General features: G+C 71.7%; 11 protein-coding genes. 1 reads left to right on the top strand and 10 read right to left on the bottom strand.

The annotated features are described in order from the left end of the window. Positions 1-12 precede the first annotated feature (12 nt). Complete coding sequence (locus tag ACFYT9_RS16890; protein WP_389164316.1) at positions 13-1,227, bottom strand: cytochrome P450; 1,215 nt, start codon at positions 1,225-1,227, stop codon at positions 13-15. A gap of 125 nt (positions 1,228-1,352) precedes the next feature. Between ACFYT9_RS16890 and ACFYT9_RS16885 the strand changes: the two genes are divergently transcribed. Further along, positions 1,353-2,267 carry a LysR substrate-binding domain-containing protein gene (locus ACFYT9_RS16885; protein ID WP_389164313.1) on the top strand — a complete coding sequence of 305 codons (915 nt, stop codon included), beginning with the start codon at positions 1,353-1,355 and terminating at the stop codon, positions 2,265-2,267. 195 nt (positions 2,268-2,462) lie between these two features. Here ACFYT9_RS16885 and fdxA read toward each other — a convergent pair whose 3' ends face one another. From fdxA to ACFYT9_RS16840, 9 genes are all read right to left on the bottom strand, one after another. Further along, complete coding sequence (gene fdxA, locus ACFYT9_RS16880) at positions 2,463-2,786, bottom strand: ferredoxin (RefSeq protein ID WP_389164310.1); 324 nt, start codon at positions 2,784-2,786, stop codon at positions 2,463-2,465. Positions 2,787-2,924: 138 nt separating this feature from the next. Further along, positions 2,925-3,779 carry a VOC family protein gene (locus ACFYT9_RS16875; RefSeq protein WP_389164307.1) on the bottom strand — a complete coding sequence of 285 codons (855 nt, stop codon included), beginning with the start codon at positions 3,777-3,779 and terminating at the stop codon, positions 2,925-2,927. Between the two features lie 4 nt (positions 3,780-3,783). Further along, positions 3,784-5,118: a hypothetical protein gene (locus ACFYT9_RS16870; RefSeq protein ID WP_389164305.1), complete on the bottom strand. Its 1,335-nt coding sequence runs from the start codon at positions 5,116-5,118 to the stop codon at positions 3,784-3,786. Further along, positions 5,115-6,200: an NAD(P)/FAD-dependent oxidoreductase gene (locus ACFYT9_RS16865; protein ID WP_389164302.1), complete on the bottom strand. Its 1,086-nt coding sequence runs from the start codon at positions 6,198-6,200 to the stop codon at positions 5,115-5,117. The genes ACFYT9_RS16870 and ACFYT9_RS16865 overlap by 4 nt, the downstream gene beginning before the upstream one ends. Next, positions 6,197-7,528 carry a SidA/IucD/PvdA family monooxygenase gene (locus ACFYT9_RS16860; protein ID WP_389164299.1) on the bottom strand — a complete coding sequence of 444 codons (1,332 nt, stop codon included), beginning with the start codon at positions 7,526-7,528 and terminating at the stop codon, positions 6,197-6,199. Before ACFYT9_RS16860 ends, ACFYT9_RS16865 begins: the two co-directional genes overlap by 4 nt. A 64-nt stretch (positions 7,529-7,592) precedes the next feature. Beyond that, positions 7,593-7,961 (bottom strand): aspartate 1-decarboxylase, encoded by a 369-nt coding sequence (gene panD / locus ACFYT9_RS16855; RefSeq protein ID WP_376603247.1) that lies wholly within the window; start codon positions 7,959-7,961, stop codon positions 7,593-7,595. Positions 7,962-8,031: 70 nt separating this feature from the next. Beyond that, on the bottom strand, positions 8,032-9,633 hold the full coding sequence (locus ACFYT9_RS16850) for a class I tRNA ligase family protein (RefSeq protein ID WP_389164296.1): 1,602 nt from the start codon (positions 9,631-9,633) through the stop codon (positions 8,032-8,034). After that, positions 9,630-9,986 carry a cupin domain-containing protein gene (locus tag ACFYT9_RS16845; RefSeq protein ID WP_376603249.1) on the bottom strand — a complete coding sequence of 119 codons (357 nt, stop codon included), beginning with the start codon at positions 9,984-9,986 and terminating at the stop codon, positions 9,630-9,632. The genes ACFYT9_RS16850 and ACFYT9_RS16845 overlap by 4 nt, the downstream gene beginning before the upstream one ends. Positions 9,987-10,031: 45 nt before the next feature. Next, positions 10,032-11,276 (bottom strand): FAD-dependent oxidoreductase, encoded by a 1,245-nt coding sequence (locus ACFYT9_RS16840; protein ID WP_389164293.1) that lies wholly within the window; start codon positions 11,274-11,276, stop codon positions 10,032-10,034. Positions 11,277-11,557: the final 281 nt, after the last annotated feature.

Genomic DNA, 11,557 nt, shown 5'->3' with positions numbered 1-11,557 from the left:
GGCTCCGGGGGGTCAGCCGGGCCACTCGACGAGGAGGCTCCTGGGGCCGCGGAAGGAGACGTTCGCGGGGAAGTCGAAGTCCTGGTCCGCCACCAGCTTCATGTCGGGGGCCCGCTGTGCCAGCAGGTCCAGGGCGACGCGGGCCTCCATCCGGGCGAGCGGCGCCCCGATGCAGTAGTGGATGCCCTTGCCGAAGGCGAGGTGGCGGCGGGCGTCGCCCCGGTGGATGTCGAAGGTCTCCGGGTCCTCGAAGTAGTTCGGGTCCCGGTTGGCCGCGCCGAGCAGGATCAGGACCTTGGCCTCGGCCGGGATGCGGACGCCGCCGACGTTGACCGCCCGGGTGGTGATGCGCCGCCACGCGGGAATGCTGCTGTCGTAGCGCAGCAGTTCCTCGATCGCCTTGGCGATGAGTCCGCGGTCGGAGCAGATCGCGGCCCACTGCTCGGGGTTGGCCAGCAGCTGGCGTATCGCGTTGCCGGTGAAACTGGTGGTGGTCTCGTGGCCGGCGAAGCTCAGTCCGTAGGCGACGTTGGTGATGTCCTCGAGCGAAAGCGTCTCGGGGCTCTCCTGGTGGATGCGGACGAGGTCGCTCGTGAAGTCGTCCACCGGTTCCGCGGCCCGCTTGGCCACGAAATTCTCGCAGTATTCCCAGTAATGCGTCATGTTCGTGGCGATCTCGCGCTGTTCGTCGCCGGTCGGCCGGCCCCAGCTGAACGCGATGCGGTTGCCGCACCAGCTCTTCAGCATGTCCATGTCCTCGTCGGGGAATCCGATGAACGTGAAGATCATGTACGCGGGCAGCGGATAGGTCAGGGCGTTCACCAGGTCCACCCGACCGGGTTCGATGGCGTCCACGAGCTCCGTCGCCTTGGCCCAGACCTTCGGCTCCAACGCGGCCAGCCGCTTGGGTGAGAAGCCCGTCATGTTGTGCTTCCGGATGCGGGTGTGCCGGGGCGGGTCGCAGTCCGACATCACCGGATAGGCGCGGAAACCATTCTTCAGAATCTCCCGCGACTCTTCCGACAGCGGAAAGACCGGCCTCTGCCCGACAGCGGCGGAAAAGGTTCCCGGGTCCTTGAGGACGGCCTCGATGTCCTCATAGCGGGTGATCACCCACATGTCGATGGCCGCCGCGTAGAACGCGGGGGTCTCCTCCCGAACCGCGGAATGGATCGGGTAGGGATCGGTGATGTAGGCGTCGCCAAGCGGGTCGAAACTGTGGTGCACAGGGCACCCGGAGGCCGAATTCGTCGGCATCATCGCGCAACCTCCTCGACTTGGTTCTCCAAGTCTCCGTCATGACCCTCGAATTGAAAAAGGGAGAATGATGAAGCGTGTTATGGGATTCCCTAATGACTGAGCGCATCAGCCTGCGCCGCCTGCACGCGTTCGTGGCCTGCGCCGAGGCGGGGACCATGACGGGGGCGGCACGGCGCCTGTTCGTGTCGCAGGGTGCGGTGTCGGTCGCGATCGCCCAGCTGGAACGCGAGGTCGGCGTACAGCTGTTGCTGCGCTCGAAGGCGAAGGGGCTGACACTCACGGAGGCCGGCCGGCTCCTCCTGCCGGAGGCCCGGTCCCTGCTCGCTCGCGCCGACGAACTGCAGGCGGGGATGCGGGACCTGGGGCTCGCCCCGTCGGGGCGTCTGGTGATCGGCTGCTTCAGCACCATCGCCCCGTTCTTCCTGCCGCGGGTCCTGGAGGAGTTCCAGGCGGCGCATCCCCAGGTGACCCTCGATTTCGTGGAGGGCTCGCTCACCGAGCTGCAGCGGCGCCTGCGTGAGGGGGAATGCGAGGTGGCCGTCGTCTACGGCGTCGACATCCAGGCCGGCATCGACTACGACACGCTGTACACCACCCGCCCGTACGTCCTGCTGCCGGCCGCCCATCCGCTGGTGGCGAAGGCGGAGATCCGGCTGGCCGACCTCGGCGACCACGACATGGTCGCCCTCGACGTCCCGCCCAGCCTGCGCTACTTCAACGAGGTGCTGAGCTCCGCCGGGGTCTCCCCCCGCATCCGGCACCGCACGGAGAGCTTCGAGACGGTGCGCAGCCTCGTCGCCCGGGGCGTCGGCTACTCCCTGCTCATCCAGCGCCCCTTCGCGGACGTCAGCTACGAGGGACGGGGGCTCGTGACCCGGACGATCAGCGACGGGATACGCCCGCTGGACGTCGTGCTGGCCCGCCCGGCCGGCGTCCGGCTGACGCGCCGGGCGGCGGCGTTCACCGCGTTCTGCCACGCCTCGGTGCCGCGCCGGCCGAGGGAGTGACGGCTTCGGGCCCGGCGCCGACGGTGCCGGACACGCGTACTCCCCCGCGCCGGATCCGACGCGAGGGAGTACGGGTTCCGCGGCGACCGCGCCCCGGGCCGCTCCGCTGACGCGGCGACCGGTGGGAACGCGATCCGTGAAGGGCGCGTGCGGGCGCGGGTGTCGGGCGGGACACAAGCGCGGTCGCCGGTCCGCTCAGCTCGTGGAGGGCGCGGGCAGGGCCCGCACGACCGCGTGGTCCGTGGCGAGCGGCTCGGCGTCGCGGGAGCCGCCGGGGAGACCCAGGCCGTCGAAGGCTTCCCGGTCCGCGATGCGGAAGGCGCTGAAGTCCTCCGGCAGGTCGTCCTCGTAGAAGACCGCCTCGACGGGGCAGACCGGCTCGCAGGCTCCGCAGTCGACGCATTCGTCCGGCTGGATGTACATCTTGCGGGGACCCTCGTAGATGCAGTCGACCGGGCACTCCTCCAGGCATGCCTTGTCCTTGATGTCCACGCAGGGCTGAGCGATGACGTAGGCCATGGGGTACCTCCGGTGTGAGCGTTCCGTCGGGCTTTCAGCCGGCGACGGCCCAGGTGTCGTGGACGGTGCGGGCGACGACGCCGGCCTCGGCGGGCCGGACGGTCGTCCGGTCCGGGCGCCGGACCTCGTGTGCCGTGGTCACGGGGCGTCGGTCCCGCCGGTGGTGCGCCCGGGGTGCGTGTGCGCGGCGCGGAGGCCGATCGCGCTGTCCCAGACCTCGGCGACGGAGCCGTCTTCGAGGCGGACGAGCCGGTCGCCGGCGGGCCGGGTCCCCGGTACGTCTCGGGGTGTCGCGGTCACCAGGGCCAGCCGGACGTGTGCGGTGCGGGTGGACCCCGGCTCGTCCGTGCCGACGAGGAGGAGGTTGCCGACCGTGCCCAGTTCGATGGCGCCGGGGACGTCCAGGTGGACGAGGGAGTCGCAGTCGGTGCCCAGCACCGTCTCGTAGAGCCGCACGAGGGAGGCGAACACGCTCCGGCTCACCTCCTTGCGCAGGAGGAGTCGCACGCCGGTGTCCGCGGTCGTGTCGCGGGGCTCCGGTGGGCGGGGTCGTTCGCCGGGGTTGGGGCGGTGCTCGACGAGTTCGGCGATCGCGCCGTCGGGGAACCGGACGCGGGCCCGGCTGCCCGGGAGGATGCTCTCCGTGGGTTCCAGTACGGTGCCGCCGGCCTGGTCCAGTCTGCGCAGCGCGCCGTCGAGCGAGGGCACGATCACGGAGTAGGCCGTGCGGCGCTGGATGGGGGTGAAGGGACGGGCGCTGGCGATGAGGAGCATGTTGCCGACCGCCGCGAGTTCCAGGCCGCCGAAGTCCGGGATCGGCATCCGCAGGTCCGCGGGGGTACCGGTGAGCCGTTCGTAGGCGCGGATGCGGTCGTCCAGGTCGGCGACGTCGATGAGGGAGCGGGCCAGCAGTCGCGGGCGGGGCAGCAGCGCGGAGTCGGGCGTGGTGCGGAACCAGCGGTCCGGCAGCGCGGCCGCGGGGACGGTGGGCATCGCGTCAGGACTCCTTCACTCGGTGCGGCGAGGGAGCGCCCCACCAGCGGTGGACGGTCAGGTCCCAGGCCGCGAGCTCCTCGTGGACGAGGCGCCGGAGCGACGAGGTGTCACCGAAGCGGTCGGGAATGCCGGTCACGGTCACGGTCAGCCGGTCCCCGGTCCGCAGCAGGCAGAGGGAGGCGCGCAGGCGTGCCCGGTCCGGCAGGACGCCGGGCACGTTCATGGTGCGGACGGCGATGCCGGCGGCGGTGCGGCCGGTGAAGCGGGCGATCGCGTCCGGGGTGCGGCCGAAGTTGGAGGCGACGACGGTGGTCTGCTGCGCTCCGGGGTTCTTGAGGCGATCGGCGTGGCGGGTGGGGAGCAGGTGCCACAGGGGTTCGGGGACGAGGGTGGCGCTGTGTTCCCCCGTGTCCCCGAGGAGTTCCCTGGTCGCGTCCCGGGTCTGCCGGAGGCTCGTGTGCCGGGCGGGGCCGCCCGGCACGGTGAGCGGCATAACGACGAGGGCGTTGGCCCGGGTGTCGTGGGCGGTCCTCCGCAGGCTGACGGGGATGCCGACGTCGAACGGTTCGGCGGGGTCGTCGGCGGTGGCGGACCGGACGAGGTTGGCGGCGATCTCGATGAAGAGGCTGTTCGTCGTCCCGCCGAAGCGGTCGGCCTGCCGCTGCCAGCGTGCCGCGTCCGTCTCGAAGATCGCCGAGGTGAAGAAGCGGGGTGCGGTCGGAGGTGTGGCGGGGGGCGGCGGCGGGTGCAGGGCGGTCCTGATCCGTTCGCGCCGGGCTGGGCTGGCCAGGGTCGTCGGGAGCCAGTGCGCGGCGGCCAGGCCGCCGTGGAGCGTCTGCCGCGCCAGGTCGGCCAGGTCGTCGAGGAGCCGGGGGGCGGGGGCGGGTGGGCTGTCGTGCCCGCCGGAGCCGATGGCGTTGAAGATGCCGAGTCCGTCGCAGCGGAAGTGGGGCACGGTCAGCGAGACGAGGGTGCCCCGGCCGTACGGGGCGGCGGCCAGCCGCCACAGGGCGGGGCTGCCGGGGTGCAGCGGTGCCTTGACCTGGGTGTCGATCCAGTCGGTCAGGGTGGCGTCGGTCAGCGGCGTCGAGGTGGTGTGGAGGGCTTCCTCGTTGGTGGCCGGGACCCAGCTGCGGCGGGCTCCGGGTACGTGCGCGTGCCGGGCCCGGCGGCTGAGGCGGCCCTGGTCGAGTGCTTCCCAGGCGGCCTGGAGCGCGGTCCGGGGCACGGGGTCGGGGAAGGTCCACAGCACCTGGACGATCCGGCTGGAGCCCAGGGTGTCGGCGGCGCGGTGGAGCATCTCGTCGGTGGGGTTGAGGCGTGCGGCGGACGTCATCGGCCGGCCTCCTCCCGCAGCAGGGCGGCGGCGAGCTCGCCGATGGCGGGCGCCCGTTTGAATCCGCCGCCGTTCCAGCCGGTCGCGGTGACCAGGCCGTCGAGTCCGGTCCGCGCGGTGACCTCGCCGTCGCCCCGCGGCGCCATGGCGTCGTACGCGGTGACCCCGCCGGCGAGCGGTGCCGCGGCCAGTCGCGGGTAGCGGTGGCGTACGACCGCCCGGACGCGTGCCTCCTCCTGTGGCGGCACTTCCCGGCGTACGGCTTCGGGGACGTCGGTCTGCGGCGACGAGACCCCGGCGAGGACGAGCGCGTCCGCCCCCCAGGGGCGCAGCCACGCTCCGGTGGTGCGGTCAACGACGGTGGGGAGCGTGGCGAGGCCGGCGGGGTCGTCCACGCGGAACAAGCAGTAGCCGACGGCGCGGGTGCGCAGGGGCAGGTGGACGCCGGCGGTCGCGGCCAGGGCGGTGCAGGCCGCGCCCGCGGCCAACAGGACGGCGCGGGCGTGCACGGGTCCCGCCGTGGTGTGGACGCCGGTGACGCGGGAGCCTCCGGTGAGCAGGTGGGTGGCTCGCTCCGGGACCAGCCGGAGCCGGGGGCCCGCGTCGCGTGCCATGGCGTGGGCCACCTGCGGGACGGGGAGCCAGCCCGCGTTCGGTTCGTGCACCGCGGCCAGGTCCTCGGGCACGTCCAGGGCGGGGAAGCGCGTGGCGAGGTCGTGGGCGGTGAGGATCTCCGCCTTGTGGCCGGCGGCTCCGAGGTCCTCGACGGCCGTGACGGCCTCGGGGAGGTCGGCGCGCGCGACGAGGCTCAGGCTGCCCCGGCGGTGCAGCGCGGGCCAGGTGCCCCGGTGGCCCCGGCGCAGGTAGAGGTCGAGGCCGGCCGCGGCCTGCCTCCGGCGGGGGGTGGAGAGGTCGAAGGCGCGGACCAGCCCGCCGGAGGCGCTGGTGGCGCCTCCGGCGATGCCTGCCGGGTCGATGACGACGACGGTGAGACCGTGGGCGGTGAGCCGTTCGGCTGTGGCGAGCCCGATGATCCCGGCGCCGACGACGGCGACGTCGGCGGTGACCGTGGAGGAGGTCACGGCGTGGTCCCGGCGGCCAGCAGCGGTTCGCTCTCCCGGGTCTCGTGCCGCAGGAGCGAGTCGACGATGTCGGTCGCCCGTACCGAGAGCATGGCCAGGGCTCCCGCGTCGCCCATGCCGTGGCTCGCCTCGCACAGCCCGTTGAGGTAGACCTTGAGCGGGCGCGGGGTGCCGGCCTCCGTCTTCAGCTCGATCGAGTAGTCCCGGGCGACGACGGGGGATCCGTCCTCGTCGAGGGGCAGACGGTGGGCGATGCCCTCCAGGAGCGGGTGGTACGGCTCGTCGCCGGGTTCGCCCCCGAAGTCCCGGAAGCCGGTGGCCAGGACGACCACGTCGGCGTCGAGGGTCTCCTCGGTGAGGTGGTTGATGTCGCGCAGGACCATGCGCAGGCCCTCACCGTGCGGCCTGCTGACGACGGCCTCGCGGAAGGGCCGCATCACGAGCCGGTCGGAGCCCGACAGGTCGAACTCGCGCTGGGCACCGACCAGTCGGTCGATGACGTCCTGGTCGCAGGCCGCGTAGTTGATCGAGCGCAGTTCGTCGCGGAGCTGCCTCTTCCTGGCGCTGGGCAGTGGGTGGAAGTAGTCGACGAACTCGGGCAGGAACACCTGCCGGCTGTAGGGGCTGGTGTCCTTGAGCCGGAATCCGATGCCGCGGTGGACGGAGGTCACCTGTCGCACGTTGGGGCGGCCGAGCAGATCGAGGATGATCTCGATCGCGCTCTGGCTGGCGCCGACGACGGCGACCCGGATCGCCTTGTCCTTGTAGCGCTCGATGGAGGAGAGGTACCGGGTGGAGTGGAAGACGCTCTCCCCCAGGCCCTTCTGGAACACGTACGGGATCCGTGGCGAGCGCCCGGTGCCCAGGGAGATGCTCCGGGCGAGGTACCGGCCGCCGTCGTCGGTCTCGACGCGGAACAGCTCGCTGCCGTCCTCGCCCTCGACGAGCGAGAGGTGCGCGGCCGACCGGCCGTAGTCCACCCGGTCGCGGAAGGCTTCGGCGACCCAGGCGAGGTAGGCCGAGTACTCCCTGCGCAGCGGGAACTTCGTGTTCAGGTGCAGGTACTCCGTCAGACCGCCGCGGGCGGCCAGGTATTTGACGAAGGTGTGCGGGCTGTCCGGGTTGCGCTGCATGGCGAGGTCCCGGAAGGGGTTGTTCTGGATGTCGGCTCCCGGCAGGAGCTGCTCCTGCTGCCACTGGAAGGCCGGCGCCCGTTCGATGAAGCGGGCGAGGCCGGGGCGGCCGCGCTCTTCGAGCGCGACCGCCAGGGAGAGGTTCGCGGGTCCGAACCCCACTCCCAGCACCGGGTGGATCTCATGGGTTGTCACTGTTCACGCATCCTCGACTTGTCGTGCATGCAGGAACGTCGTTGCGGGACGGCGGCCCCGGGGCTCAGGCGCTGAGGAGCGCCGTCTCGGTGATCGCGTTGGTGTCGTCGACGTGGACGACACGGGACTTGTGGTCGGCGACCTCGTCCGGGGTGAGCTGGGCGTAGCTGATGATGATGACCTTGTCGCCGGTCTCCACGAGGCGGGCGGCGGCGCCGTTGACGATCACCTGGTTCTTGGCCGGCTCGCCGAGGATGGTGTAGGTCTCGAAGCGGGCGCCGTTGTTGACGTTGACGACGTGGACGAGCTCGTGGACGCCGATCCCGGCGGCGTCGAGCAGCTCGGGGGAGATGGTGATGGATCCGACGTAGTTGAGGTTGCTGTCGGTGACGGTGGCGCGGTGGATCTTGGAGTTCATGAAGGTGCGCAGCATGACGGGTCTCCTTGGAGGGTTCGGTTCTTCGGGGTGCGGGAGGGGGTGGCGGGGCGGTTCGCCCCGCGGTTCACGGGGTGGTCGCCGTGGGGGCGGCCGGGACGGTCAGCCCGCGGAACGGGTTGTCCGGCGGGGTGGAGAGGTCGGCGAGCAGGGGTGCCTTGCCGACGGTCGAGGGGCCGGCGAACGCCGAGGTGATGTGCTCGGCGAGGTCGGGGGTGACCGGCCAGCCCAGGGTGCGCAGGGCCCACAGGAAGCGGAGGGCGCCGGAGACCTCGCCCGGGTCGTCGGGCCGGATGTCGGCGGCGCGCAGCGCCAGTACCTCCAGGTGGAGGGCCACCGCCTCGGCCGCCTTGCGGACGCTGAAGTTGTCCAGCCGGTAGGCGTCCTCGAAGCGCCGGCGGGATGCCTGGAGGGCGGCGTCCCACCAGGGTGAGGGGGTCGTGTCGATGTGCCGGCCGGTCAGGGCTTCGAGCGCTCCGGCGATCGTGGCGAGCGGGGCGTCGTAGCGTGCCGCGATCGTGTCGGCGGCGATGGGTTCGCTGAACTCCGCCTGCTGGAGTTCGGGGCTGGTCAGGGCGAGGACGAAGCGCGCCCGGTCGCGGCCGACGGACTCCAGGTAGTCGCGCGCCCAGCGCACGTCTCCCTTGCTGGTGGAGAACTTGCGGCCCTCCAGCATGTAGTACTGGTTGGTGAGCGTGCGTGTCTTGGGCAGGTGCACCGGCATGCCGTGGCGTGCGGCGAGCAGTCCCAGGGTGATGTAGACGAAGGCGTTGTAGAAGCCGTTGTCGATGCCGATGAACTGGACGAGTTCGTCGCACTCGGCCCGTGTGTCAAGGCGGGCCTGCTGGAGCCAGTACAGGTGTCCGACGTAGATCTCCGGCCAGGCGTTGATGGTCTGCGGGTGGACGTCGGGGCCGTCCCAGTCCACCGTGATGCCCCAGGTGCTGGGGTAGGTGACGGGGATGTAGGGGAGCCGCCCGGCGAGCGTGTCGGTGACGACCTTGGCCAGGTCCGGGCGCAGCTGCACGTCGCTCGTCCGGTACCAGTTGGTGATCAGGGACCGGTGGCGTTCGAGGTCGAGGACCCAGATGGAGACGGGGCGGCGCGGGAGGGCCGAGGCGGTGTCCGCCACGGGCAGCAGGGCGCCGGGCAGGTTGTAGAGCCCGCATGCCTCGCACACGCCGGCCCGGGCGTGGGCCAGGCAGGTGGGGCAGCGTCCGGTGACGAAGGCTTCCGCCTTGTACTCGCCGGTGGCCGCGTCGTACGGCAGCTCCACCTCGCGCAGGTCGAAGGCGCCGTGTTCCCAGAGACGGGTGAAGAAGGAGCGGACGTAGGCGGTGTAGTCGGCGTCGGGGCGTTCGAAGAGGTCGCAGTCGACGCCGGCCAGTTCGAGGGACTTCGTCACGCTGTCCAGGGCGTGCTGGATGAGTGCCTCGGGCGTGGTGCCGAGGCGTTCGGCGGTGGTGACGACGTAGGTCTGGTTGTCGTCGGTGCTGGTGGCGAAGGCCACGTCGTGCCCGAGGACCTTCTGGGACCGGGCGCACACGTCGCTGTTGAGGACGGGTCCGGAGAGGTGGCCCAGGTGCAGGTCGCCGTTGGGGGTGGGGGGCGAGAAGGTGACGTTGACGCGCCGGCGTGCGGGGGCGCCGTTGCCCGGGGTTCCGGTCATCGGGCGTCCTCGGCGGGCTCGGCGGGCTGGAGCCAGTAGATGCTCACGAACGTCAGCGGGTCGGTCTCGCTGGTGTTGGTGACCTGGTGGTCGGTGCCGTGCGGGATGTAGACGACGTCGCCCGGGGTGATCGGGCGCCGCTCGGTGCCGACCCGCAGGTGGCCCTCGCCGCTGACGAAGATGAAGGTCTCGTCGGTGGCGTGGCCGTGGGGCGTGCTGGACTCGGTCGGCCGGATGGAGCACAGGGTGCTGTTCCACGGCGGCGCGACCACCCCCTGCCAGGGGTAGAGCTCGCGGATGTCGCAGCCGTTCTTCCGGATCCGGACGTCGTCGGCGTCGGTCTTCACGTGCATGGCGGAGTCCCTTCGATGCGATGGGGTGCTCGGGTGCGGCGCGGGCTAGCCGAGGGCGAGCAGGCGCTGGATGGTGCTGGGGAGAAACGATTCGGCATCGACGCCGAACGCTCCCTTGAACGTGGCGAGCCGGGAGCCGGCCAGCACCGGGTCGGTGGGCCACGCCTTCGCGTAGGCCCTGCGGCGGGCGGCGCCCTCGGGGGTGAAGGTCATGTTCATCGCGGTACGGACCGAGCCCGAGATACGCAGCCGGCGCATCCGCTCCTCGCGCTCGTCCACGTACTCTTTGAGGATCTGCGGCGACCAGGTGGCATGGGACCGCAGCGCCTCCCACACCAGGCGCGCGTCCCGGAGGGCGATGGAGAGGCCCTGCCCGACCACGGGGTCGGTCCATCCGGCCGCGTCACCGATGAGCACCGCGCCGGGGACGACGGGGCCGTCCGTCCAGGCGTCGTTCATCGGGTAGAAGGCGCAGGACTCCGACGGGGTGCACGCGGCGAACATCTCGCTGTTCGGGATGCAGTCGAGCTGGAACGCCTTGAGGAAGTCGGCCTGGCGGGTCGGGCCGGCGAAGCGGCCCTTCTGCGCCACGTCGTGCAGCAGGTACAGCCGGGCCTTGGCGCCCTCGCGGGGGAAGACGAAGTAGAGCAGGTCCTTCTCGGTACCGATCGAGGTCACGTTGCCGGGCCAGTCGTGGAGGTCCTCCACGAGCATGCCGCCGCCCAGCGAGTTCGGCGGGGTCTGGGTCAGGGAGACGCCGAGCTGGCGCCGGACCGTCGAGGTGCGGCCGTCCGCGCCCACGACGAGGCGGCAGGGCACCTCGTACTCGACGTCGTCGTGTTCGTAGCGCACGCTCGGGTGGGATCCGCCCGTCACGATGACGTCTCCGACCCCCCGCACGACCGTCGCCCCGGCCTCGGCGGCGGCGGAGGCGAGCGCCTCGCACGCCTCCGGGTGGCCGACGTCGAGCACTCCCCGGATGCCGGGCAGCATGTCGTCCAGGTGAAGGGCGTTGGCGCGGGCGGTCTCGGGGTCGACGATCTCGTCGAACCCGATGAAACGGTCGATGTAGGTGCCGCCGGCGTCCAGCAGCTGCCGCTCCAGGCCGAGGCGGAGGAGTTCGACGACGCCCCAGCAGTTGATGACCTCGCCGCGCACCTTGTCCCGGTAGACGGTCTGCCGTTCCAGGAGCAGGACGTCGTAGCCGTCCCCCGCCAGCGCCGCCGCCAGCGCGGATCCGGCGATGCCTCCCCCGACCACCACTGCGTCCCTACGCTGAGCTGTCGCCATGAAGTCCTCCACGGAAGCCTTTTCAAGGCATTGCGGTGTCGGCCGCCCCGGAAATGGGCAGCCGGAATTCCGAGTCTGTCGAGCACGGGAACCGCCGCTGAATCCGGGTGTCAATGCGGATGTGGATGCGGCAGGGAAAGGCGGAACTGCTGCGGGAATTCCGGGAGGCTCACCCCGGACGGTGGGGCGGGGTCGCGCGGCCTACGTCCCGGGCGCCGTCCGGCGACGGCACTCGGCGGCACCCGAACGCTCCGACGCGCCACGGAAGATCCACCGGGCGG

Source organism: Streptomyces sp. NPDC004435 (genome assembly GCF_042873895.1).
GTDB lineage: Bacteria > Actinomycetota > Actinomycetes > Streptomycetales > Streptomycetaceae > Streptomyces.
The sequence above is the reverse complement of the archived record's forward strand: the minus strand, read 5'-3'. Positions and strand labels throughout refer to the sequence as shown.

Bases quoted from the DNA above. Each gene is read 5' to 3' on its own strand.
- ACFYT9_RS16885 (WP_389164313.1), top strand. From the start codon at position 1,353: ATGACTGAGCGCATCAGCCTGCGCCGCCTGCACGCGTTCGTGGCCTGC.
- fdxA (WP_389164310.1), bottom strand. From the start codon at position 2,786: ATGGCCTACGTCATCGCTCAGCCCTGCGTGGACATCAAGGACAAGGCA.
- ACFYT9_RS16875 (WP_389164307.1), bottom strand. From the start codon at position 3,779: ATGCCCACCGTCCCCGCGGCCGCGCTGCCGGACCGCTGGTTCCGCACC.
- ACFYT9_RS16870 (WP_389164305.1), bottom strand. From the start codon at position 5,118: ATGACGTCCGCCGCACGCCTCAACCCCACCGACGAGATGCTCCACCGC.
- panD (WP_376603247.1), bottom strand. From the start codon at position 7,961: ATGCTGCGCACCTTCATGAACTCCAAGATCCACCGCGCCACCGTCACC.
- ACFYT9_RS16850 (WP_389164296.1), bottom strand. From the start codon at position 9,633: ATGACCGGAACCCCGGGCAACGGCGCCCCCGCACGCCGGCGCGTCAAC.
- ACFYT9_RS16845 (WP_376603249.1), bottom strand. From the start codon at position 9,986: ATGCACGTGAAGACCGACGCCGACGACGTCCGGATCCGGAAGAACGGC.
- ACFYT9_RS16840 (WP_389164293.1), bottom strand. From the start codon at position 11,276: ATGGCGACAGCTCAGCGTAGGGACGCAGTGGTGGTCGGGGGAGGCATC.